General features: G+C 72.1%; 19 protein-coding genes and 1 tRNA gene. 13 read left to right on the top strand and 7 right to left on the bottom strand.

Annotation, left to right across the window (positions count from 1 at the left end):
• Positions 1-149 precede the first annotated feature (149 nt).
• Positions 150-605 (bottom strand): tellurite resistance TerB family protein, encoded by a 456-nt coding sequence (locus ACFXB5_RS00865; protein WP_037956900.1) that lies wholly within the window; start codon positions 603-605, stop codon positions 150-152.
• Positions 606-920: 315 nt separating this feature from the next.
• Between ACFXB5_RS00865 and ACFXB5_RS00860 the strand changes: the two genes are divergently transcribed.
• The 10 genes from ACFXB5_RS00860 (at position 921) to ACFXB5_RS00815 (ending at position 13,967) form a co-directional block, all read left to right on the top strand.
• Positions 921-2,015 carry an acyltransferase family protein gene (locus ACFXB5_RS00860; RefSeq protein WP_385201110.1) on the top strand — a complete coding sequence of 365 codons (1,095 nt, stop codon included), beginning with the start codon at positions 921-923 and terminating at the stop codon, positions 2,013-2,015.
• A 192-nt stretch (positions 2,016-2,207) separates the two neighbouring features.
• Entirely contained in the window at positions 2,208-4,574 is a 2,367-nt protein-coding gene (locus tag ACFXB5_RS00855; protein WP_385201108.1) for a germacradienol/geosmin synthase, read from the top strand.
• Positions 4,575-4,779: 205 nt separating this feature from the next.
• A complete protein-coding gene (locus ACFXB5_RS00850; RefSeq protein WP_385201107.1) occupies positions 4,780-5,073 on the top strand; it encodes a hypothetical protein in 294 nt (97 codons plus the stop codon).
• The gene (locus ACFXB5_RS00845; protein WP_385201105.1) at positions 5,070-6,599 is read left to right on the top strand and encodes a sodium:solute symporter; all 1,530 of its coding nucleotides are present in this window, start codon (positions 5,070-5,072) and stop codon (positions 6,597-6,599) included. Before ACFXB5_RS00850 ends, ACFXB5_RS00845 begins: the two co-directional genes overlap by 4 nt.
• The gene (locus tag ACFXB5_RS00840) at positions 6,596-8,020 is read left to right on the top strand and encodes an amidase (protein ID WP_385201104.1); all 1,425 of its coding nucleotides are present in this window, start codon (positions 6,596-6,598) and stop codon (positions 8,018-8,020) included. Before ACFXB5_RS00845 ends, ACFXB5_RS00840 begins: the two co-directional genes overlap by 4 nt.
• 79 nt (positions 8,021-8,099) lie before the next feature.
• Positions 8,100-9,401, top strand: coding sequence for a PucR family transcriptional regulator (locus ACFXB5_RS00835; protein WP_385201102.1), 1,302 nt, complete (start codon positions 8,100-8,102; stop codon positions 9,399-9,401).
• Between the two features lie 590 nt (positions 9,402-9,991).
• A complete protein-coding gene (locus ACFXB5_RS00830; protein ID WP_385201100.1) occupies positions 9,992-11,260 on the top strand; it encodes an NAD(P)/FAD-dependent oxidoreductase in 1,269 nt (422 codons plus the stop codon).
• A 92-nt stretch (positions 11,261-11,352) separates the two neighbouring features.
• Positions 11,353-11,811, top strand: a complete 459-nt coding sequence (locus ACFXB5_RS00825; protein WP_385201098.1) for an SRPBCC family protein — start codon at positions 11,353-11,355, stop codon at positions 11,809-11,811.
• A gap of 160 nt (positions 11,812-11,971) precedes the next feature.
• A complete protein-coding gene (locus tag ACFXB5_RS00820) occupies positions 11,972-12,751 on the top strand; it encodes an IclR family transcriptional regulator (RefSeq protein WP_385201096.1) in 780 nt (259 codons plus the stop codon).
• A gap of 100 nt (positions 12,752-12,851) precedes the next feature.
• Positions 12,852-13,967 (top strand): PP2C family protein-serine/threonine phosphatase, encoded by a 1,116-nt coding sequence (locus ACFXB5_RS00815; protein WP_385201094.1) that lies wholly within the window; start codon positions 12,852-12,854, stop codon positions 13,965-13,967.
• A 117-nt stretch (positions 13,968-14,084) separates the two neighbouring features.
• Here ACFXB5_RS00815 and gdhA read toward each other — a convergent pair whose 3' ends face one another.
• A complete protein-coding gene (gdhA, locus tag ACFXB5_RS00810; protein WP_385201114.1) occupies positions 14,085-15,431 on the bottom strand; it encodes an NADP-specific glutamate dehydrogenase in 1,347 nt (448 codons plus the stop codon).
• 348 nt (positions 15,432-15,779) lie between these two features.
• Between gdhA and ACFXB5_RS00805 the strand changes: the two genes are divergently transcribed.
• The gene (locus tag ACFXB5_RS00805) at positions 15,780-16,556 is read left to right on the top strand and encodes an ABC transporter ATP-binding protein (protein ID WP_385201093.1); all 777 of its coding nucleotides are present in this window, start codon (positions 15,780-15,782) and stop codon (positions 16,554-16,556) included.
• Positions 16,553-19,090, top strand: a complete 2,538-nt coding sequence (locus ACFXB5_RS00800) for an FtsX-like permease family protein (protein WP_385201092.1) — start codon at positions 16,553-16,555, stop codon at positions 19,088-19,090. Before ACFXB5_RS00805 ends, ACFXB5_RS00800 begins: the two co-directional genes overlap by 4 nt.
• A 300-nt stretch (positions 19,091-19,390) precedes the next feature.
• Here the strand turns inward: ACFXB5_RS00800 and ACFXB5_RS00795 are convergent, their stop codons facing one another.
• The gene (locus ACFXB5_RS00795) at positions 19,391-20,068 is read right to left on the bottom strand and encodes a LuxR C-terminal-related transcriptional regulator (RefSeq protein ID WP_385201091.1); all 678 of its coding nucleotides are present in this window, start codon (positions 20,066-20,068) and stop codon (positions 19,391-19,393) included.
• Positions 20,056-21,222, bottom strand: a complete 1,167-nt coding sequence (locus tag ACFXB5_RS00790; protein ID WP_385201089.1) for a histidine kinase — start codon at positions 21,220-21,222, stop codon at positions 20,056-20,058. The genes ACFXB5_RS00795 and ACFXB5_RS00790 overlap by 13 nt, the downstream gene beginning before the upstream one ends.
• A gap of 245 nt (positions 21,223-21,467) precedes the next feature.
• Between ACFXB5_RS00790 and ACFXB5_RS00785 the strand changes: the two genes are divergently transcribed.
• Positions 21,468-21,635, top strand: coding sequence for a hypothetical protein (locus ACFXB5_RS00785; RefSeq protein WP_385201087.1), 168 nt, complete (start codon positions 21,468-21,470; stop codon positions 21,633-21,635).
• 16 nt (positions 21,636-21,651) lie between these two features.
• Here ACFXB5_RS00785 and ACFXB5_RS00780 read toward each other — a convergent pair whose 3' ends face one another.
• The 3 genes from ACFXB5_RS00780 to ACFXB5_RS00770 form a co-directional block, all read right to left on the bottom strand.
• Positions 21,652-21,810, bottom strand: coding sequence for a hypothetical protein (locus ACFXB5_RS00780; protein ID WP_385201086.1), 159 nt, complete (start codon positions 21,808-21,810; stop codon positions 21,652-21,654).
• Positions 21,811-22,255: 445 nt separating this feature from the next.
• The gene (locus tag ACFXB5_RS00775) at positions 22,256-23,311 is read right to left on the bottom strand and encodes a right-handed parallel beta-helix repeat-containing protein (RefSeq protein WP_385201084.1); all 1,056 of its coding nucleotides are present in this window, start codon (positions 23,309-23,311) and stop codon (positions 22,256-22,258) included.
• A 257-nt stretch (positions 23,312-23,568) separates the two neighbouring features.
• Positions 23,569-23,653: transfer RNA gene (locus tag ACFXB5_RS00770), tRNA-Ser, on the bottom strand.
• Between the last annotated feature and the right edge of the window lie 254 nt (positions 23,654-23,907).

The raw sequence follows: 23,907 nt of genomic DNA, 5'->3' as shown, positions 1-23,907 counted from the left end.
CCGCAGGTTTGTGTGTGGCGGGGGGCCTGGGGGTTTGTCGGGGGACGGGGGGGGGGGTTAACCAATACTCTTACATGGGCCGCCCGGGGCCGGCGGGGCGGCCGTAAGGCCGCGGCTCATGGCTCGCGGGGCTTTGGCCTCGGCTCGCCTTACAGGTCGAACTCGGCCGGCGGGAGCTCCAGCGTGAAGCACGCCTCGCGGACCATGGCCTGCTCGGTCTTGTCGAAGTTGCCGTCCGCGCCACCGATGACGATGCCGATCTGGATCACGGCGCGCGCCTCGGCGGGCTTCTTCTTGGCCTTGGCGACCTCCTGCATCACGCTCACCTTGCCGAAGTCGAAGTCCGTGGTGAGCTTGTTGACGTAGTCGTTGAAGCGGCGCTGCAGATCGTCGGCCGGGAAGTTCTGCAGCACCTCGTTGGTGGCGATCAGCTGGGCGACGCGCTGCCGCTCGGACGGGTCGACCGAGCCGTCCGCCGCCGCCACCAGGGCACACATCGCCATGCTCGCGTCGCGGAAGGCGCCGCTCTTCAAGTCGTTCTTCTTCGAGACGAGCTGAGTCTGCATCGTCTGGGCGGACTCCCTGATGCGGTCCCACAGGGCCATGGCCACTCACACTCCATAGGGTCGTTAGGATCTACAGTTGTGTAGAAGCTAGCAGGCGGGGTCGGTCAAGGCCGGGCGGATCGGCCCCTCTTCATCACTCTGTGAACTGACCGGAGAGGTAAAGAAGTTCCCAAGTTGAGGAGGTGACGGATGCGCTGGGCTGGACGTAAACCCTTGTACGCGAGAGCTGAGCCTTTTGGGGCGCGAACTCGCGAGCGCCACTATGGTGCGTGGAATGTTCCACTCCGCAACCCTCCGCCGAAACTCAGAAAGAGGCCGGATTTTCCCCGCAGGTTCTCCGGGAGGGCGTATGTGATGAACGTCTCGCACTTACTTCCGGTACTGCCCGCGCGGCGCGCACCGGCGTCCCCGCCCCCCGAGACGGCACCGGCCCCGTCCCCCGTGCCGAAACAACGTGACGCGTTCTTCGACAACGCCAAATACCTGGCGATCGTGCTGGTCGCGATGGGGCATGCGTGGGAGCCCCTGCGAGGCGGCAGCAGAGCGGCAGCCGCGCTCTATATGACCGTCTACACGTTCCATATGCCGGCGTTCATTGTCATCTCCGGGTACTTCTCGCGGAATTTCGATCTCCGGCCGGACCGGCTCAAGCGGCTGATCACGGGGGTCGCCGTTCCGTATGTCCTCTTCGAGGTCGCGTACACCTTCTTCAAACGGTGGGCGGACGACGATCCGTCCTATCCGATCAGTCTGCTCGACCCCTGGTATCTGACCTGGTTTCTGATCGCGCTCTTCGTCTGGCGGCTGACCACACCGCTGTGGCGGATCGCGCGGTGGCCGGTGGCGCTGGCCCTCACCATCGCCGCGCTCGCCGCCTGTTCACCGAATATCGGTGACGACCTCGATCTGCAGCGGGTGCTGCAGTTCCTGCCGTTCTTCGTGCTGGGGCTGCACCTGCGGCCGGAGCACTTCCGGCTGCTGCGGCGGCGCGAGGTCAGATGGCTGTCGGTGCCGGTGGTCGCCACCGCCGTGGTCTTCGCCTACTGGGCCGTGCCGCGGATGAACCCGGCGTGGTTCTACCGCCGGGACAGCGCGCAGGAACTCGGTGCGCCGTGGTGGGTCGGGACGGTCATGACATTCGCCCTCTTCGGCTGCTCCATGGTGCTCACCGTGTGCTTCCTCGCCTGGGTGCCCCGGCGCCGGATGTGGTTCACGGTGCTCGGCGCCGGGACGCTGTACGGCTATCTGCTGCACGGCTTCCTCGCCAAGGGCTCCCGCTTCTGGGACTGGTACGACCACCCGTGGCTGCACCGGCCGTTGGGGGAGATCGTGGTGACGGCGGTGGCGGTGGCCGTGGTGACGGCCTTGTGCACGCCGCCCGTCCAGCGGGCGTTCCGGTTCGCGATGGAGCCGCGGATGGCGTGGGCCTTCCGGAGACGCGACGGATGATCGGCGCCGTCGACCGGCGCCCCTCGCCAGGGGCGGTACGCGGCAAGGGGCGCCGGTTACGGGAGCGCACTTGTGTGACTAATTGGGCTTTCGGATAGGCCAGTTGCCGTATGGGTAGCCCGTAGCCGACCCCAGTCCGTAGCCGGAGGACGACTACGGGCCACCGACGCACGGAGAGGTGCCGGCCCAGCAGTGACACAGCCCTTTCAACTCCCCGACTTCTACATGCCGTATCCGGCGCGGCTGAACCCCCATGTCCGGGCGGCACGGGAGCACTCCAGCCGGTGGGCCCGCGAGATGGGCATGCTCGAGGGCTCGGGGATCTGGGAGCAGAAGGATCTCGACGCCCACGACTACGCCCTGCTGTGCGCGTACACCCACCCCGACTGCTCCGACGCGGAGCTCTCGCTGGTCACGGACTGGTATGTGTGGGTGTTCTTCTTCGACGACCACTTCCTGGAGACGTTCAAGCGCTCCCAGGACCGTGAGGCCGGTAAGGCGTATCTCGACCGGCTGCCCGCCTTCATGCCGATGGACCCGGCCGCGGGGACCCCCGAGCCCACCAACCCGGTCGAGGCGGGGCTCGCGGACTTGTGGGCGCGGACCGTGCCCTCGATGTCGCCGGACTGGCGGGCGCGGTTCCGGGAGAGCACCGGGAACCTCCTCAACGAATCGCTCTGGGAGCTCTCGAACATCAACATCCACCGGGTCCCCAACCCGGTCGAGTACATCGAGATGCGCCGTAAGGTCGGCGGCGCGCCCTGGTCGGCCGGGCTGGTGGAGCACGCCGTGGGGGCCGAGGTACCGGCGGTGATCGCCGAGTCGCGGCCGATGCGGGTGTTGCGGGACGCCTTCGCGGACGCGGTGCACCTGCGTAACGACCTGTTCTCGTACCAACGGGAGATCGAGGACGAGGGCGAGCTCAGCAATGGCGTCCTGGTCCTGGAGACGTTCCTGTGCTGCACCACCCAGGAGGCGGCCGACTCCGTCAATGAGCTGCTCACCTCACGGCTGCAGCAGTTCGAGGACACCGCCCTCACCGAGCTCGGGCCGCTCTTCGCCGAGCACGGCCTGGACCCGGCGGCCTGCGCGGGGGTCCTCGCCTACGTCAAGGGGCTCCAGGACTGGCAGTCCGGCGGCCATGAGTGGCATATGCGCTCCAGCCGGTACATGAACGGCGCGCACGGTGCGAACGGCCCGGACCGTGCGGACGGTGCGAACAGCCCGGACGGCATGCGGAGGGCGGACGGCCCGGACGGCGCGAACGGCCCGGACCAGGTCCCGGCGTGGTCGCCCTTCGCGCTCAGCGGCCTCGGCACCTCCGCGGCCAGCCTGCCGCTGACCACGGGCCGGGCGGAGGCGGCCCGGATCCGCAGGTTCAGCCATGTCCCGTTCCAGAAGACCGGGCCCTCCCTGCTGCCGGACTTCTTCATGCCGTTCACCCTCCGGCTGAATCAGCATCTGCCCATCGCCCGCGACCACCTGGCCGGCTGGGCACATCGGATGGGCATCCTCGGACCGCAGCCCGGCATCCCCGGTTCGCACGTCTGGGACGAGCGGCGGATGCTCGCCGCCGACCTCCCGCTGTGCGCGGCCGGTATCCACCCGGACGGCTCCCCGGACGAGCTCGATCTGGCGTCGGGCTGGCTGGTCTGGGGCACCTACGCGGACGACTACTACCCGGCGGTCTTCGGCCGCACCCACGACCTGGCCGGAGCCCGGGTCTGCAACGCCCGGCTCGGGGCGTTCATGCCGCTCGACGCGGGCCCCGCCCCGGCCCCGGCGAACGCGCTGGAGCGGTCGCTGGCCGATCTGTGGAGCCGTACGGCGGGCCCGATGGGGGATTCGGCGCGCCGTGAACTCCGTAAGGCCATAGAGAACATGACCGCCAGCTGGCTGTGGGAGCTGGCCAACCACACGAAGAACCGGATCCCCGACCCGGTCGACTACATCGAGATGCGCCGGCACACCTTCGGCTCCGACCTCACCATGAGCCTGTGCCGACTGGCGCGCGAACGGCGGGTGCCGCCCGAGATCTACCGCAGCGGCCCGGTCCGGTCGCTGGAGAACGCCGCCATGGACTACGCGACGCTGCTGAACGACGTCTTCTCGTACCAGAAGGAGATCGAGTTCGAGGGCGAGGTCCACAACGGCGTCCTCGTCGTCCAGAACTTCTTCGACTGCGACTATCCGACCGGGGTCGTCGTCGTGAACGATCTGATGACGTCCCGGATGCGGCAGTTCCAGCATGTCGCGGCGCATGAGTTCCCGGTGCTGTACGACGACTTCGGCCTGGAGCCGGAGGCCCGGAAGGCGATGGACGGCTATGTGGAGGAGCTGCGCGACTGGATGTCCGGGATCTTGAACTGGCACCGCGAGGTCCCGCGCTACCGGGAGGATGAGCTGCTCCGCGCCCACCGGCGGCGGGCGGGGGCAGGGACCGGGGCCGGGACCGGAGCCGGGGCGCGGCCGGTGGCCCCGTGGCACGGGCCCACCGGGCTCGGCACCTCGGCCGCGCGGGTTCCGGTGCCCGCCGGAACCGCCGGATCACATCCGTAAGGGCCTCCGTAAGGGCCTCGGGAAGGACCGTAAGCACCCCGGGAAGGACCGTAAGGACCTCGGGAACGAGAACTCGGGCCGACCGCCCCGCCTTTGTCCGCCGGGACAAGGCCGGGGCGGCCGCTTGTTGGCCGTCCGGCACGATGCCCGGCGCACCGCACGGCCTGTTGAATGCCGCGCAGTCCCCTCGCGCCCTGGAGGTACCGTGTCGGCCGCAGCTGAAGATCCCGGCAGGCCGGGCCCCGGCCCGGCCCCCGGCACCGCCTCCGCCGGGAGCAGAACGTGGCGCGACTGGCTCCTCCTGCTGCCCGCCATCCCCGCGCTGGCCCTCCTCGCCTCCGTATGGCTGCCGTTCGTCAACGCCGAGCGGCTCTGGTTCGGGATGCCGTCGCTGTACGTCTGGATCTGCGGCTGGGTGCTCGCGCTCACCCCCGCGCTCGCCGCCGTCGAATGGGGCCTGTGGCGCCCCCGTGAGCGGGCGGGCGGTGAGCGGCGGTGAACGTCGTCCTCGCGGTCTCCCTGCTGGGCATGTGCGCCCTCGCCCTGTGCGGTTTCCTCGGCCGGACCGGCCGCACCACCGATCTCGCCGAATGGGCCGTGGGGCAGCGGAACTTCGGCACCCTCGCCATGTGGTTCCTGCAAGCGGGCGAGGTGTTCACCACCTTCAGCTTCCTGGGCGTCGCCGGGGTCGCGTACGCGGGCGGCAACGCGGCCACGTACGCGATGGTCTATCTGGCCCTCGCCTTCCTCCTGCTCTACTTCATCCAGCCCAGGCTGTGGCGGCTGGGCGAGCGGCACGGCTATCTGACCCAGGCCGACTACTTCACCCAGCGGTACGGCAGCCCGCTGTACGGCAAGGTCATCGCCGTCATCGGCCTGGTCTTCCCGATCCCGTACCTCCAGCTCCAGATCACCGGGCTCGGCATGGTCGTCGGGCTGGTCACCGGCAGTACGGCCTCCGGGCGGCTGAGCATGGTGCTGGCCTCCGTGCTGACGGCGGGGTTCGTGCTGTGGTCGGGCATCCGGGGGCTCAAGAACAGCGCGTACTTCAAGGACGTGCTGACCCTCGGCGTCATGCTCGTCCTGGCCATCGCCATCCCGCTGCACTACACCGGTGGTCTGGGCGAGGTGTTCCGGCGGGTGCACGAGGTCCAGCCGCAGATGCTGACCGTGCACTCCGGGGAGCGCGACCGGATGTGGTGGACGACCAGCGTGCTGACCTCGGCGCTCGCGGGCGGGCTGATGGCCACCCCGCACCACTGGCCGCCGCTGATGGCGGCGGGCGGACCGAGGGCCATCCGCACCAACAACGTCTTCATGCCGCTCTACCAGATCGCGCTGATGGTCCCGATCACCATTGGGTTCACCGGGATGCTGGTGGCCCGGCCGGGCGGGGACGGGGCCGGGGACCCGGACGGGATTCTGCTGACGCTCGCCCAGGGCGCCCTGCCGGGCTGGGCCACCGGGCTGGTCGTGGTGGCCGCGGCGGCGTCCGCGATGGTGCCGGCCGGGGCGATGTGCGTCGGCATCTCGACCCTGGTGGCGCGGAATCTGCTGCCCGCCCGCCGGGAGGCGGCCCGGATGGCGGTCAACCACAGCGTGGTCGTCCTGGCCATCGGGCTCGCGCTCACTCTCGGCATTCTGCGGCCGGGGCTGCTGGCCGACCTTCAGCTGCTCACGGTGAGCGGCTTCATCCAGATCGTGCCGGGGCTGCTGGCGGCGATCGGCCGCCGGCGGCTGCTGACCGCCCCGGGGGCGCTGGCGGGCCTGGTGACCGGTGAGGCGGTGGTGACCTGGCTGACGCTGGCCGAGGTGGAGACCCACCATGTGAACGCGGGCCTGGTCGCGCTGGCGGTCAATCTGCTGGTGGCGGTCGCCGTGACGGCGCTCTTCCGCCGCCCGGCCGCTTCCCCAACCATGGAGTCCGCCCCTGGGCCCCATGAGGACCGTGGGGCCCGTAAGAACCCTGGTTCGAAGACCCGGACCCGCGCAGCGACGACCATCGAGGAAGGCGAGCGACCGTGACGACGACGGATGACGATCTCTGCTTCAGGACCGCACTGGACCTCAGCGCGCTGCTGCGCTCCCGAGAGCTGTCCGCGCGCGAGCTTCTCGAGGCCCATCTGGCCCGTATCGAACGGGTCAACCCGGCCGTCAACGCGATCGTCACCCTCGTCGCGGACCGCGCCCGCGAGGCCGCCCGGCGGGCCGATGAGCGGATCGCGGCGGGGGAGGAGCTCGGGCCGCTGCACGGGCTGCCCATCGCCCACAAGGACCTCCACAACACCGCGGGCATCCGCACCAGCCATGGCTCGCCGCTCGCCGACGGTGTGCCCGACGAGGACGATCTGCTGATCGAACGGATACGGGCCGCCGGGGCGATCACCCTCGGCAAGACCAACGTGCCCGAGTTCGGGGCCGGTTCGCACACCTTCAACCCCATATTCGGCGCCACCCGCAACCCGCACGACCTGGGCCGCAGCGCGGGCGGCAGCAGCGGGGGCGCGGCGGCCGCGCTGGCCTCCGGCATGATCCCGATCGCGGACGGCAGCGACACCGGCGGCTCGCTGCGCAACCCGGCCTCGTTCTGCAATGTCGTCGGGCTGCGCCCATCGCCCGGGCGCGTCCCCAACTGGCCCTCCCTGACCGCCTGGGGCACCCTCGGCGTCAAGGGGCCGATGGCCCGTACCGTGGCCGACACCGCCCTGCTGCTGTCCGCCATCGCCGGCCCCGACGCGCGGTCGCCGATCGCCCTGGAGGAGCCCGGCGCCCGCTTCGCCCGCCCCCTGGACCGCGATCTGACGGGGCTGCGGGTGGCCTGGTCGCCGGATCTCGGGGGGCTGGTTCCGGTCGAGCCCGAGGTGGCCGCGGTGGTCGAGTCGGCGGCGGAGGTCTTCACCGGCCTCGGCTGTGTCGTGGAGCGGGCCTGTCCGGACCTGACCGAGGCCGAGGAGGTCTTCCGTACGCTGCGCGCCTCGGTCTTCGAGGTCGCCTTCGGCCCGCTCATGGACCGCCACCCCGACGGGCTGAAGCGGGCGATCCGGGAGAACGCCGAGGAGGGGCGCAAGCTCACCGGCCCGGACATCGGCCGCGCGGAGGTGCTGCACACCCTGCTCTACCACCGCGTCCGGGAGTTCTTCGGCCGCTATGACGTGCTGCTGCTGCCGGTGAGCCAGGTGGCGCCGTTCGACGTCGGCATCGAGTACCCGACCGAGATCGCCGGGGTGGCCATGGACGACTATCTGGACTGGATGCGCTCGGCGTATCTGATCAGCTCGACCGGCAGTCCGGCGCTGTCCGTACCGGCCGGGTTCACGCCCGGCGGGCTCCCCGTCGGGGTGCAGATCGTCGGGCCGCACCGGGCGGACTTCGCGGTCCTCCAGGTCGGCCACGCCTTCGAGCGGGCCACCGGGCACTGGCGGCGGCGCCCGGCGGGGATCGAGTAGCGCACACCCCTGGATAATCCGTGCCTTCGAGCATCAGAGTGAACGGGGCCGGGTAGTGCCCCGGCGACCAGCTGCGCTGATGAGCGGAGGAGCCTTGTACGACGACTCCTCGTACGACGACGCCTCGGACGGTCTGCTTTCGCTGGCCACCAGGGCCGCCGGGCTGGCCGGTGGCCCGGTCACCATCGAGGACGAGGCCTCCGAGCTGATCACCTACTCCCCCGGCCAGGAGAACTCGGACGACGCGCGCGTCGCCACGATCCTCAGCCGCCGGGTGCCCGACCGGTACCGCACCCTGCTGCGCACCGAGCATCTGGACGAGCGGCTGGCGGGCTCCTCCGGCCCGTTCTACGCGGATCTGCGCGGGGCGGGGCTCCTGCCACGCGCGATCATGCCGATCCGGGCCGGTGACACGGCCATCGGCTCGATCTGGGCGATCGTGCCCTCCTCGCCGTCCCCGGAGCAGCGGGCCGCCCTGGAGGAGTCGGCCGCGTTGCTCGCACCCCTGCTCGCCCGGCAGGCCGAACGGCGGTTGGCCGCGGACGCGCGGCGGACCGCCGCCGTACGGGCGCTGCTTCGCGGCGGGGACGAGGCCGTCGAGACGGCCCGTGAGCTCCCGCTGGGGCCGGGACCGCTGGCCGTGGTCGCCGTACGCCCGCTGCCGTCGGCGCCCGCGCCCACCCCGTATGACGGTCCGCACGACAGCCTGTGTGACGGTGCGTACGCCATCCCGTACGCCATCCCGTACGACAGCCCGTGCGCGGGCCCGGGCGGTCCGCCCGGCGATCCGCTGCGCCGGGCCCTCGCCGACCTCGACCGCAGGCTCTCCGCGTTCCAGCCGGGTGGGCTCAGCGCGGAGATCGACGGCGTGGGCTATGCCGTGGTGCCGGTCGGCGACGAACAGCGGCTGCTGCGGGCGGTGGGGGAGCTGCCGGGGGCGGCGGCCGGTGTCGGCCGCACCGTCCCGGGGCCCGGTTGGCTCGGTCGCTCACGCGCCGACGCCGAGCTGGTGGTCCGGCTGCTCACCCGGCTCGGCGCGGCACGGGAACGCACCGCCCATATCCGCGACGTCCAACTGGACGCCCTGCTCATGCGGACCGTGGACCTGGCCGTCGAGGCGGGCCACGATCCGCTGGGCGCGCTGGCGGAGCTGGAGGACTACGACCGCAGGCGCGGCACCGCGCTGCTGGACAGCGTGGACCGCTATCTGGCCGCCGGAGGGGACGCCCGGCTGGCGGCCCGTCAGCTGCACGTCCACCCCAACACCCTGCGCTACCGGCTGCGGCGGGCGCAGGAGATCACCGGGCTCGATCTGGGCGACCCCGCCGCCGCGTTCGACATCCGGCTGAGACTGCGGCTGCGCGCGCTGCGCCTGCCGTAGGCACGGCGCGGACCGGCGGAGCTCAGGGAGTGTCCGGTGGAGCTTGATGCCTGCGGCGGGCTGTTCCCCTCCCCGCCCCTTCCCGCGCAGCGTCGATGTGCGGCTCCGCCGCGTGGGGGCTCCGCCCCAGACCTCGGGCCCAGGGGCGAAGCCCCGCGCGGTCCGCCGGATACTCCGTAGCGGGCCCGCGGCGCCATCCGCTGATGCCCCAGGTGCGAGGATCCACCGGCCAGGGCCCAGGCCATGGCCGGTCGGGCCGCTCCAACGGCAGACCGTTAAGCGCTCCGCCGGAAGTGTCGCGATGCGTCGTCGGCCGACTGCGGCGCCGTCGTGGCTGGTCGCGCCCATGCGGCGGAGCCGCACATCGACACAGCCCCGCGCCCCTTCGGGGCGCTGCCCGAACCGTAGCGGACTGCCTCCGACCTGCTGAGTACCCGTCGCCCGGCAGACCGTCAGTCCCCAACCCGGCCACAGGACTCCGTTTGTCCCCGGCGACAAGGCCGGGCCGTGCGCTCTCGGCCTCCGGGCCAGTGCGGTGCCCGGCGCCCTCCCCCGATGATGGCGTTTCACCCAGGGGAAGGAGCGCATCCGTGCCCACTGCCACCGGTCCGTCCCGCCCACCGCACAGCGCCGTCGTCATTGGCGCGGGCATGGTCGGCCTCGCCACCGCCTGGTCCCTGCTGGACCACGGCGTCGAGGTCACCGTCGTGGAACGGCGCCACCCCGCGGCCGGGGCGTCCTGGGGGAACGCCGGCTGGCTGTCCCCGGCCCTGACGCTGCCGCTGCCCGAACCGGCGGCGCTCCGCTACGGGCTGCGCAGCCTGGTCTCCCCCGAGTCGCCCGTCTACATCCCGCCCCGGCCCGACCCCCGGCTCGCCCGCTTCCTGCTCGCCTTCACCCGGAACTGCGCCCCGCGCCGCTGGCGGGTCCTGGCCGCCACCTTCGCCATGCTGAACCGCCATGCGCTGGACGCGTACGACGCGCTCGCGGCGGACGGTGTCGCCGAGCCGACCAGGCCCGCCGAACCCTGTCTGATCGCCTTCCGCACCGCGGCCGAGCGCGCGGCGATGGTCGAGGAGCTGGAGCACGCCCGCGCGGCCGGTTTCCGCATCGCGTACGAGCGGATCGACGGGGACCGGGCGCGTGCGCTGGAGCCCGCGCTGGGCGACGGCATCGGCGCGGCGGTGGAACTCCACGGCCAGCGCTATCTCAACCCCGGGAACTTCGTCCGGGCCCTCGCCGACGCGGTGCGCAAGCGCGGCGACGAGATCCTGGAGCGGACGGAGGTGTCCGGTATCCGGGATCTCGGGCGGGCGGGCGTGGCCGTCACCACCGCCGGGGGCCAACTCCGCGCGGACGTCGCCGTCGTGGCCACCGGCGCCTGGCTGGACCCGCTGGTCCGCCCGTTCGGGGTCCGGGTGCCGGTCCAGGCCGGACGCGGCTACAGCTTCAGCGTCCCGGCCGAGGGCGCCCCCACCCGTCCCACCTATCTGGCCGCCCAGAAGGTCGTCTGCACCCCGCTGGGCGAGGGCTGGGTGCGGGTCGCCGGAATGATGGAACTGGCCCCCGCGGACCGGCCGGTGGACCCGCGCCGCATACAGGCGATCATCGCGGCGGCCCGTCCGCTGCTGCGGGGCATCGACTGGGAGGCCCGTACGGACACCTGGGTCGGTGCCCGCCCCTGCACCCCGGACGGACTGCCGCTGATCGGCCCGACCGGCTCGCCGCGTGTCTACGTCAACGGCGGCCACGGAATGTGGGGCGTGGCGCTCGGCCCGCTCAGCGGACGGCTGCTGGCGGACGCCATCGCGACCGGCACCTCCCCGGCCGAACTGGCCCCGCTGCACCCGCTGCGCTGATCGGCTTCGGTCCCCGACTGCTCATGTTTCGGCTCGGCGGTCCCGGAAACCCGCCGTGGTGCGCGACGCGACAACGTCGAAAGGAGTCACCGATGAGCACCGTGCGGGAGTCCGTCGAGGTTGGGGTTCCGCTCCACACCGCGTACAACCAGTGGACCCAGTTCACCGAGTTCCCGAGGTTCATGGAAGGCGTGGACCAGGTCACGCAGGTGGACGATCGCCATAACCACTGGGCGACCTCCATTGCCGGTGTGCACCGGGAGTTCGACACCGAGATCGTGGATCAGCTTCCCGACGAGCGCATCGCCTGGCGCACCACCTCCGGTGATGTCCAGCAGCAGGGCCTGGTCACCTTCGAGCCCCTGGACGAGCGCCACACCCGGGTCAATCTGGCCCTGGTCTTCCAGCCGAGCGGGATGGCGGAGAAGGCCGCGGACATGACCGGGACGCTCGACCGGCGGGTGAAGGGGGACCTGCGCAGGTTCAAGGACTTCATCGAGCGGCGCGGTGAGGCGGAAGGCGCCTGGCGCGGCCGGATCTCCCCCGGCTGACCGCAGCGCACCGCACCGTACCGAACCAATCCGAACCGATCCGTAAGACCGCGAGGGCGCCGACCGCACCGGTCGGCGCCCTCGTGCGCGTCTCCGTGGAGATCAGATCCAGCGAGATCAGATCTTGCTCATCCGGTCAGATCAGGAGCAAGCTGGATATATGGGTGCTCAAACGGCGCCTACGCTGATCTCATCCGTTCAGCGGGCTTTCCGGTTGATGGAGGCGGTGGGCGCGCACGAGGGCGGTGCGCCGGCCAAGCGGCTCGCCCGGGAGACGGGGCTGCCGCTCGCGACCACGTACCACCTGCTGCGGACGATGGCCCATGAGGGCTATGTGTCCCGGCTGGACGACGGCGGCTTCGTGATCGGCGACAAACTGCGCGCCCTCGAGTCCGGCAGCCGTGAGCAGGCGATGCTCGCCCGGGTGCGGCCCACCCTGGCCGCGCTGCGCGACGAGCTCTCGGCCGCCGCGTATCTCACCTTCTACGACGAGGGCGAGATCCGGGTCGCGGAGATCGTCGATGGCCCGCAGGCGCCCCGGGTCGATCTGTGGGTGGGGTGCGAGGACGCCGGGCACGCCACCGCGCTGGGCAAGTGCGTGCTGCGCGAGCTGGACGACGAGGCTCGCCACGACTATCTCTCCCGCCATCCGCTCGTCGATCTCACCCCGCGCACCGTCACCCGCTCCGATGACCTGCTGCGCCGCCTCGACTCCCCGACGGGGAGTCCTCTGGTCGCGGACCTGGAGGAGTACGCTCTGGGCACGGTCTGCTTCGCGGTGCCGATCTACTACGGGGACCGGCTCGGCTCGCTCGGGATCTCGCTGCGGGCGGACCGGCTGGCCCGGCTGACGGAGATGGATCCGCACCGTGACCTGTTCCGGACCCGCCTGGTGCCGACGGCGAGCCGGGTGAGCAGGAGGCTCTCGCTCACTATCTGAAAACGCGGGCCTTGCCGAACCTATCGAATCGCTGTTTCTCTGGATGAAACGGACACCCCCGGTATCACTTGCCCATGGAGAGAGAGCAGCGAAGCAGGTCATGTTCCCGGCCCGACTCCGCCCGTACGACCCGGACCAACCGGATGGCGCTGGGCGCATAGCCCCCGCGGTCCCCGTCATCATCATCTGTGGGGTGGCCCTGCTCGCCCTCGTCACCGGGCAGGGGCTGGCCTGGCTGCCACTGCTCGCCGTCGGCCCGGCGCTCGCCGCCGCCCACTCCGGACCGTACGGAGTGATCCGGATCGGGGTGCTCGCCGTGGTGGTGGGCGCGCTGCTGGGCACCCAGGGCGACGAATCGGTGCGCACCCAGGCGATCCTGCTGGCCACGCCCGCCGCCGTGGCCCTGGCGAGCTGTGGGGCCAGCGCCATGCGCAGACGCCGTGAGCAGGTCCTCGCCGCCGTCCGCTCGGTCGCCGAGGCCGCCCAGAACGCCCTGCTCACACCGGTGCCCGCCCGGGTCGGCCAGTTCCAGGTGGCGGTCCGCTACAGCGCCGCCGCCGCGGAGGCACGGGTGGGGGGCGATCTCTATGCCCTGCTGCCGACCCCGCACGGGGTCCGGCTGATCGTCGGCGACGTACGCGGCAAGGGGCTGCCCGCGGTGAGCACCGCCGCCCTGGTGCTCGGTGTCTTCCGCGAGGCCGCCTACGACGAGCCGGACCTGCTCGACGTCGTCGCCAGGATCGAGCGCAGTCTGTCCCGCAACCTGGCGCCCGACGACTTCGTCACCGCCGTGGTCGCCGGATACCCCAGTGAGGGCCGTATGGAGCTCGTCAACTGCGGACACGCCCCGCCGCTGCTGGTCGGCGAGACCGGGATCATCGCCGTGGAGCCCACCCGCCCGGCCCCGCCGCTCGGCCTGGCCTCCCTGGGCGGCGAACTGCCGAGCCTCCAGGTGGTGCCGTTCGCCGAGGGCGACCAGCTGCTGCTCTACACCGACGGGGTCATCGAGGCGCGGGACCGCGGCCGGGAGTACTTCCCGCTGCTGGAACGGGTGCCGCGGCACATCTGCGACGAGCCGTCCCGCACCCTCGCCTCGCTCCACGACGAACTGCTGTCCCATGTGGGCGGCCGACTCCACGACGACGCGGCGCTGCTGCTGCTCCGCAAGCCGGTGCTGGGCGCGGTGCGCAGGGCGGTGGACATGCCGTCGGCGTGAGCGGATGTGCCGTGGGGGCAGCGGATGTGCCGTCGGGTGAGCGGATGTGCCGTCGGCGTGGCCCGTGGTCCGTATGACCCGCTCAGCGCCTCCGACGGATCGGCTCGACGGATCGGCTCAGACGACGCCCTGGGCGGCCATCGCCTCCGCCACCCGTACGAATCCGGCGGCGTTCGCGCCCAGGGCGTAGTCGTCGGGGGAGCAGCCGTAGCGGTCGGCGGTGGCCCGGCACAGGGTGTGGACCTCGGTCATGACGGCGGCGAGGCGGGCCTCGGTCTGGGCGAAGGTCCAGCGCTCACGGGAGGCGTTCTGCTGCATCTCCAGCGCGGAGGTGGCCACACCGCCCGCGTTGGCGGCCTTACCGGGGCCGAAGAGCACATCGGCCTCCCGGAAGATCTCGATCGCCGCCGGGGTGCAGGGCATGTTGGCGCCCTCGGCCACGGCCAGCACACCATTCTTGACCAGGGCGATCGCGTTCTGCTCGGTCAGCTCGTTCTGGGTCGCGCAGGGCAGGGCGACCTCGCAGGGCAGCTCGAAGACCGAGCCGCGGCCGGAGAAGACGGCGCCCGGCTTGGCGTCGGCATAGGCGGAGATCCGCTGCCGCCGGACCTCCTTGATCTCCTTGAGCAGGGCGAGGTCGATACCCTCCGGGTCGACCACATGGCCGGAGGAGTCGGAGCAGGCCACCACCCGGCCGCCGAGGGCGTGGACCTTCTCGACGGCGTAGAGGGCCACATTGCCGGACCCGGAGACGACGACCGTAAGGCCGTCAAAATCCCTCTTGCGGGTGCGCAGCATCTCCTGGACGAAGTGGACGGTGCCGTACCCCGTGGCCTCGGTACGCGCGGGTGAACCGCCCCAGGCGACCGGCTTGCCGGTCAGCACACCGGCCTCGAAGCGATTGGTCAGCCGCTTGTACTGGCCGAAGAGATAGCCGATCTCGCGGGCGCCCACCCCGATGTCCCCGGCCGGCACATCGGTGTGCTCGCCCAGATGGCGGTGGAGTTCGGTCATGAAGGACTGGCAGAACCGCATGACCTCGCCGTCCGAGCGCCCCTTGGGGTCGAAGTCCGCACCGCCCTTGCCGCCGCCGATGGCCAGGCCGGTCAGCGCGTTCTTGAAGATCTGCTCGAAGCCGAGGAACTTCACGATGCCCAGATCGACGCTGGGGTGGAAGCGCAAGCCGCCCTTGTAGGGGCCCAGCGCGCTGTTGAACTCCACCCGGAAGCCCCGGTTGACCTGGACATCGCCGTCGTCGTCCACCCATGGCACCCGGAAGACGAGCTGCCGCTCCGGCTCGCACAGCCGCTCCACGATCCGGGCTTCCAGATACTCCGGATGCGCGCCGAGCACGGGGGCGAGGGTCGGCAGCACCTCGCGCGTCGCCTGGTGGAACTCGGACTCCCCGGGGTTGCGGTGCACGATCTGCGCGTAGACGGCCTCGATACGGGCGCTGACGTCCATGGGTGCGTGCTGCCTCTCTGTGAGCTTCTGTCTCATATGCCGGTCCTGCGGGGGTCCAGGATCTTGTCCCCGGCGGGGTTCACCACGGCGGCGCGCCCGGGGAGTCGCCCGCGAACCGGGAAGACCGGCGAAGACCGGGGGGACAGCCCGATGGATGGACCGATGGATGGACCCGGGAGGACCTGCGGAGATCGAGAGATGGTGGAGCCAGCTCCACCCCCGGGCCGGAGTCCCGTACCCCTCCCGGTTCGGGACCGCGCTCTCTCCCGCCCGCCCGCGCCCGTTTCTAGCGTTCTTCGTGACCGGCGGACCCGTTTGATCCGCCCGGCGCGACGGAGGGGCGAAGAGATGAACCGGCAGTGGCGGGGCCGTACGACGGCCACCGCGGAGCGGACGGGGACGTGGCACCATGCGCTGACCCTGGACGGGGTCACCCGGGAGTACCAGCCGGGGGCCGTGGCGCTGCACCCCATCCATCTGACGGTGCCGCGCGGACGGTTCCTCGCGGTGATGGGCCCCTCGGGGTGCGGGAAGTCGACCTTGCTGCAGTGCGCCGCCGGGCTGGACCGGCCGACGGCGGGCACGGTGCGCATCGGCGGCACGGAGCTGTCCTCGTTGAACGAGGCGGCGCTGACCCGGCTGCGGCGGGAGCGGATCGGCTTCGTCTTCCAGTCGCACCATCTGGTGCCGTCGCTGAGCGTCGCGGAGAACGTCTCCCTGCCGCTGATGCTCGGCGGCCACGGCGTCGACGGCCGGGACCTGCGGGCCCTCGCCGCGGTCGGGCTGGCGGACCGGGGCCGCGCCATGCCGTACGAACTGTCCGGTGGGCAGAGCCAGCGGGTGGCGATCGCCCGCGCGCTGGTGACCTCGCCCGACATCGTCTTCGCCGACGAGCCGACCGGGGCGCTCGACCCCGCCGCCGCGGAGGAGGTGCTGACGCTACTGCGGCAGGCCGTCGACCGTGACGGCCATACGGTCGTCATGGTCACCCACGACCCGTTCGCCGCCGCCTGGGCCGACGAGGCGCTGTTCCTGATGCGGGGGAAGCTGGTCTGGCGGCAGGAGCGGCCGGAGGCGGCCGACATCCGCCGCGTCCTCAAGGACCTGGGAGGGCGGACGGCATGAAGGTGGCCGCCCTACTGGCCGCGCGCGCCACCCGTGCCCACCGTAAGGCGTGGACCGCGGTCTTCGCCGCGCTCGCCCTCACCTCCCTGCTGCTCGGCGCCTTCGGGCTGACCCTCCTCTCGGCCTGGAGCGCGCAGCCACGGGTGGAGCGGTACGCCGGGGCCGATCTCGTCGTGGCAGGCGACCAGACCACCCGCTTCAGCGCGTCGTCCCTGGGTGAGCGCGAGACCGCGAGCGCCGGGCTCACCGAGCGGGTCCGGATCCCCCGGACGGCGCTGAGCGTGGTGCGAGGGGTGCCCGGGGTGCGGACGGCCGTCGCCGACGTGGAACTCCCGGTGGGCCTCGCGGACCGGTCCGCCACCGGCCACCCCTGGGAGACCGCCCGCCTGGCGCCGTACGCACTACGGACGGGCCGCGCCCCGCAGCGGGCGGACGAGGTGGTGGTGGGCGGCGGAGCGGGCCGCCTCGGCGGGCGGCTGACGCTGCGCGTGGGCGGCCGGGACGCGTCGTACACCGTCGTGGGCGTCGCCGAAGGCCCCCGTACGGCCGTCTGGTTCACCGGCGCCGAGGCCCGGCGACTGTCCGGCCACCCGAAAGCCCTGGACGCCATAGGGGTCGTCGCCGGACCCGGCACGGACCAGGCGGAGCTGGCCGGGCGGGTGCGGAAGGCCCTGGATACGGCCGGTGTCACCGACGTCGGGCACCGCGCGGACGGTGACCCGGCCGCCGTGCGCGTCCTGACCGGAGGCGAGCGCGGCGAGGCCGAGTTCCTGGCCGCCGCGCCCGCCCGCGGCGAGCTGCTGGCGGCGCTCGGCTCCGTGGCCGGAGCCGTCGTCCTCGTGGCGCTGCTCGTCGTGTCGTCGACCATCGTCCAGGCGCTGCGGCAACGCTCCCATGAACTGGGCCTGTTGCGGGCGGTCGGCGCCACACCCGCGCAGTTGCGCGGTGCGGTGGGCCGGGAGGTCGGGCGGGTCGCGGCCTGGGCGGCGCTGGTGGGCGCGGCCGGTGCGGCCCCCGCGTACCTGGGGCTGCGCGCGCTGCTGGACGCGCGGGGCGCGCTGCCCACCGGCCTCGAGCTGACGCTGCCCCCGCTGCTGTGGCCCGCGCCCCTGGTCACCGCCGCCGTCACCGTCCTGGTGGCCGGGATCGCGGCGCTCATCGGCTGCTCCAGGACCGCCACGGCACGCCCGGCGGAGGCGCTGCGCGAGCGGGCACCCGGCAGGGCACGGGGCATCACCGGGCTGGTGCTGCTGGGCATGGGCGCGAGTTCGGCCGGAACGGCCGCCCTCCAGCAGGGCGCGACCGCGGCGGCCGCCGCCGGTGCGGCGGCGGTGACGATGGTGATCGCCTGCGCGGTGCTGGGGCCGTGGATCGCCGAGGGGGCGATGCGACTGCTCGGCGCCCCGCTGCGGCTGTTCGGCCCCGGCGGCCGCCTCGCCGCCGCCAACTGCGCCGCGTCCGCCCACCGGCTGGGCGCGGCGATCACCCCGATCGTGCTCGTCACCGCGTTCGCCGGGGTCCAGCTCTCCGGGGGCGCGACCATGACCCACGCGGGGGACGCCCAGGCCCGCCAGGTGCTGCGCGCCGACTTGGCGGTGCGCGCGGACGGCGGCCTTACGGCCGGTGCGGTGGAGCGGATCCGCGAGCTCCCCGGGGTGCGGGCGGCGACGGAGGCCGTCCCCGGCACGGTGCTGCTGGCGCGGAGCCAGCTCGGCTCGCCCGAACTCGAGCGGCTGCCCGTCTTCGGCGTCACCCCGGAGCGGCTGACGGGCACCCTTGACCCGGGCGTGCGGAACGGGGACCTCACCCGGCTGCGCCCCGGCACGGTCGCCGTCGGCGCCGACCGGGCGGACTCCCTCGGCGCCCGGCCCGGCTCCACGGTGACCCTGCGGTTCGGGGACGGCCAGCAGGCGAGGCTGCGGGTCGTGGCGACGTACGAACGCTCCATCGCGCTCGGGGACTTCCTCCTCTCCCGCGATGAGCTGCTGCGCCACACATCGACGCCCGGCGCGGGGCGGGTCCTGGTCGCGGCCGAGCCCGATGCCGACCGTAAGGCGCTCACGAAGGCGCTGACGCGGGCGGCGCCCGGGGCCCGGGTGGAGCGGGACCCGGCGCCGGTAAAGGGCGAGGCGGCGGATCAGGCGCTGGCCGAGGTGGTGTCGGTGGCGGTGGTCGCGGCCATCGGGGCCTTCACGGTGATCGCCGTCCTGAGCACCCTCGCCCTCATCGCCACCGGACGCCGCCCCGAACTGCGCCTGCTGCGGCTCGCGGGCGCCGGCCGCCGCCAACTGCGCCGGATGCTGCGGCTGGAGGCGGCGGCCACGGTGGTGACCGGCCTGGTGGTGGGGGCGGCCGTGGCATCCGTACCGCTCCTGGCCTTCAGCGCGGCCACGGCGGGCACGCTGCCGTACCTGCCGCCGGTTCAGGCCGCGGCGATCGTCTCGGTGGTCGTGGCGACGGCGGCGGCGGGCTCACTGCCACCGGTGTGGGGAACGCTGCGGGGACGGTACGTTCCCAGCCCCTCCGGCGATTGAGGGTACGTTTCCAGCCCCTCCGGCGATTGAGGAGCGGGGCCGCTGGGATCGGTATCCGCGGTCTTCCAGCCCCTCCGGCGTTTGAGGAGCGGGGTGAAGGGGCGGAGCCCCGGCGGGGGTGAGGGGGCGGAGCCCCCTCTTTCGGGAAGGGGCGGGGTGGGGAAAGCCACTGCTCACCCGGCCGCGAACGCCGCCGGAGCCGGGATCTCGGTGGGCCCGGGACCCGCACTGGACCGGGGACCCGCACCGGACCGGGGACCCGCACCGGACCGGGGACCCGCACCGGACCCAGGCCCCGCACTACCGCCTGTCCGCCGACTCCCCCTTGCTCGTCGCGCCCTTGTTGAGATACGCGAGGACCGCCAGCACCCGCCGGTGCCCGCTGTCGCTCGGCGGCAGGCCCAGCTTGGCGAAGACATTGCCGATGTGCTTGCTGACCGCGCGCTCCGAGACCACCAGCGTCCGGGCGATCGTCGCGTTGTCCCGGCCCTCCGCCATCAGGTGCAGCACCTCGCGTTCGCGCGGCGTCAAGGAGTCCACGGGGTCGTCCCGGCGCCGGGTCATCAGCTCCTTGACCACCTCCGGGTCCAGCGCGGTACCGCCCGCGACCACCCGTTCCAGCGCGTCCAGGAACTCCTCGACCCGCGCCACCCGGTCCTTCAGCAGATAGCCGAGCCCGCTCGCGCCGTCGGCCAGCAGCTCGGCCGCGTAGGTCTCCTCGACGTACTGCGAGAGCACCAGCACCGGCAGGCCGGGCATCTCCCGCCGCGCCGCGAGCGCCGCGCGCAGCCCCTCGTCGCGGAATCCCGGCGGCATGCGGACGTCGAGCACGGCCGCGTCCGGGCGGTGTTCGAGGAGGGCGGGCAGTACCTCGGGGCCGCTGGAGGCGACGGCCACCACCTCGTGCCCGGCGGAGTTCAGCAGCAGGACCATGCCCTCCCGCAGCAGAGCGTTGTCCTCGGCGATCACCACACGCACGGCAGCTCCACTTCGATCAGCGTCGGCCCCCCGACGGGGCTGGTCATCTCCACGGTCCCGTCGAGCGCCGCGACCCGGCGCCGCATGCCGAGCAGCCCGCTGCCGCCCGAGGGATCGGCCCCGCCCCGCCCCTCGTCCCGTACCGCGACCCTCAACCTATCGGGCATCCGGACGAGGCCGACCGACGCCTGCCGCGCCCCGCTGTGCTTGGCCGCGTTGGTCAGCGCCTCCGCGATCACGAAGTACGCGGCCGCCTCGACCGCCGCCGGGGCCCGGGGCCCGTCCTCCACCCCGTCGTCCCGTACGGACACCTCGAGCCCGCTGCCCGCCGCGAGCGCCCGTACGGCGCCGACGAGCCCTCGGTCGGTGAGGATCGGCGGATGGATGCCGCGCACGACATGGCGCAGCTCGGTGAGGGCCTCCTCCGCCTGGTCCTGGGCGTCCGCCAGCAGCTTGTGCGCCGCGTCGGGGTCCTTCTCGTACGCGCGCCGGGCCAGCCCCACCCGCATCGAGAGCGCCACCAGGCGCGCCTGCGCACCGTCGTGCAGATCCCGCTCGATGCGCCGCAGTTCCGCCCCGTGCGCGGCGACGGCGCCCGCCCGGGTCTCGGACAGCTCCTCCACCCGCTCGGCGAGCCGGGCGCTGCGCAGCGCCTCCGGCGACGGCAGGAGCAGCGCCCGCGACCACGCCGCGTCGAGGTCCACCAGCCGCTCGATCAGCGGCAGCACCACGGCCCGTTGCTTCAGCAGCCCGCACCACACCCCGTCCACGAGCAGCCCGTACACCCACACCGGCATCGCACAGCAGGCCAGCAGCCAGCCGTAACCCGCGTGGGCCACCAGCCAGCGCAGATCGCGGTACGTGGCCGGATCCCCGACCGCCGCCCGCGCCCGCGCGAACGCCTCCCCGGTCAGCGGCCGGTACGCCTCGGGCACCGGCTCCCCCGTCCAGGCACCCACCAGCCGCCGCTTGTACCCGGCCGTCCTGCGCAGCAGCAACACCGACTCGGGCAGCACCCCCGCCCCCACGACGGTGGCCATCGCCACGGCGGCGAAGATCACCACCCCGATGGACAAGTACGAGGCCAGCGCCAGCCCGGCCGCTCGCAGCAACTCGACCGAGGCCCACCCCGCCCGCCGCACCGTCTCCCGCATGGCCGTCAGGCTAAGCGACGGGCCGGGCCCGCGGGAGCGGAGTGCCCCGGCCGGTAGGTGAAATCGGTGGGGGTGTAGCCCGCTACACCCCGGATCCGGGGGAGCGGCCCATCGAGCGGGCGAGGCGAACCCGGAATCGTAGACCTCAGCAAACGAACCCCCGACTCAAGCAAACGAACCCCGACGCGAATAGACGAACCCCCAACCCACCGGCCCAAGAAGGGCCCCTCCGAAAGGAACCCCTCATGAAGTCCCTGCTCTGGCTGGTCCTGGCCGTCGCCGCCGTCGTCAACGTCGCCTCCAGCTTCGCTTTCGGCGGAATCCAGCAGATCATCATCAGCGCGATCACCGGCCTCACCGCCATCGCCACCGCCACGGCCCTCTATCTGACCCGCGACCGCCACACCGCCTGAGCCGGTGCACCGGCACCTACCTCACCTCGGACATCCCCCGCCACCACCGACTGTCCGGAGCGTCCACGCGAACGGTCCTGGCCCTCGCCGTGATCTTGGCGTCGAGAGCCAGGACGAGAACCCGCAGCTCGCGCGCGCTCTTCTTGGGCAGGGCGTGGAGCGCGGTCTCGAGCAAGTCGCGAAAGTGTCCGGGATCGCAGCCACACTCGTATATCTCGCACCGAGGCCCCCAGAACGCGTCGGTCACACCTCTGAGAGGACCGTGGGCCAGGGCTCTCCAGTGCCAGAAGGCTTCCTCGATCGCCTCGGGCCAGAAGCGGGTGCGCTCGAGCCGACGCAGATCGGCGGCGCAGGCCCCCGAGAGACGGTGGATCGGCGGATACCGCCGACGCCTCAGGAGACGGACCGGAATGTCGCCCCGCAGGGCTGATGGGCGCCTACGCGGCATGGCCCTTTCGACAGCTGGTCATGGCGGCCAACGTACCGCCCCCGAAGGGCGGCCGACCAAGTGTTTTTCGGAATACGGAGATGGCGCACAGCAGGGGAGACCCAGCGAGTGGGTCCCCCCTTTTTTCGGCGTCGTGGTCAGGGGCTCGTGACCACGCCTCGGCCCAGGCGGCTCATTCGGGGTCTTTGATGTCGTTGTCGGACTGGAGCCCTTGTGCGGGGGGCGGGTCAATGGCGGCGGTGGGGTTGGTGCAGCCGGGGACGCTGCCTTCGGGGGCGCAGTTGTCCGGGGTGTTGTCGATGACCTTGGTGTTGGTGAGCGTGACCTGACCCGCCTGGTTGTCGATGCCGCCGCCGGCGGTGATCGCCGTGTTGCGGGTGACCAGGCTGTCGACCAGTGTGGCGGTGGCGGTGCCGAAGGTGGTGGAGAGGTTCGAGAGGCCCGCGCCTCTCACGGCGATGTTGTCCTTGAGAGTGGTCGATTTCAGGTTCAGGGTGGAGCCGTTCACATTGCGGATGCCGCCACCCTCAATGCCCGTGTTCCCCCGGACCGATACGGACTCCAGGGACGCGGTGCCCACTTGGTTCTCCAAACCGCCACCATTGCTGGTGGCCGCCCGGTTCTTGAGCAGGGACCCGCCCTTCATCGTCATGGTGCCGTTGGCGGTATTGAGGACTCCGCCGCCGAACATGGCTGCGCTGTTGCGCTCGACGGTGGTGCGGTCGAGGTGGAGCTGTCCACCGTTGTTGGAGACGCCACCACCGGTGTTTGCGGAATTGTCCTTGAAGACCGTGTCGTTCAGGTTCAGCGTGCCCTGCTCGTTCAGGGCGCCGCCGCCGAAGTTGCTGGAGACGCCGCCCCTGACCGTGAGCGACTTCAGAGTGAGCGTGCCACCGGACACCACGTGGAAGATGCGGAAGTTTTCCGCGGCCTCCGGATCGCGCCGGATGGTGCTGTTGTTGCCGGAGATGGTCACATCCCCGGTGATCTCCGGAAGCCCGTCGTCCGGGTTGTCGGGTGCGGTCAGGGTGTAGGTGCAGCGGGGCGCGAGGGTGATGCGACCACCGTTGGCGTTGGCCTGGTTGATCGCGTCCACCAGGCCGGGGATGTCGTTGCACTCCACTTGAATGTCGTCGGCGGCACTGGCCGATCCGGCCGGCAGGAGCGCGAGGGAGAGTCCCGCACCGACCGCGGCGGCCACGGCGCCGGACCGCGAAATGAACCTCATCGTTACGCCTTCCTCAGCACTGGAGTGAAGCGGCGCATCACCGGCACCCAGCGGCCATGCCGACCGACCGGGATGACGAGATGGCGAAATGACGTTTCATTTGTAACCAAGAGTGATCACGCAGTCACCTGGTGTACCGCCAAACGGTTTCCGGCGCTTGCGGACCCCGCGGTGCGGCGCGGGCAGGTGGGCGGAAAACGATGAGGGCCCCGACCGGCGAACCGGTCGGGGCCCTCATCCGCCCTCGCGGGCGGCTGCGGAGGATACGAGATTCGAACTCGTGAGGGGTTGCCCCCAACACGCTTTCCAAGCGTGCGCCCTAGGCCTCTAGGCGAATCCTCCGTGGGACACTCTACCCCACTTGGTGAGGTGCGCTGACACCGCCGATGGCGCGCACCGGGGCCCTGTGGGGCACGCCACATTGCCGTCGGGAGAGAGCCGGGAGAGAGCCGATTTCCGTCGAAATCGAGATGAGCTAGACGTGTTTCTTCGGGTGGCGGTCGGTGGGGGTGGCCTTGGGCTACGTCCGGGGTGGTTGTCTCCGGATGTGGTTGCGGGGTGGGCGCGGAGATGGGTGCGCGGTCCGTAGGGGGCGA

Origin of the sequence: Streptomyces sp. NPDC059455 (genome assembly GCF_042750115.1) — a bacterium.
GTDB lineage: Bacteria > Actinomycetota > Actinomycetes > Streptomycetales > Streptomycetaceae > Streptomyces > Streptomyces endocoffeicus.
The sequence above is the reverse complement of the archived record's forward strand: the minus strand, read 5'-3'. Positions and strand labels throughout refer to the sequence as shown.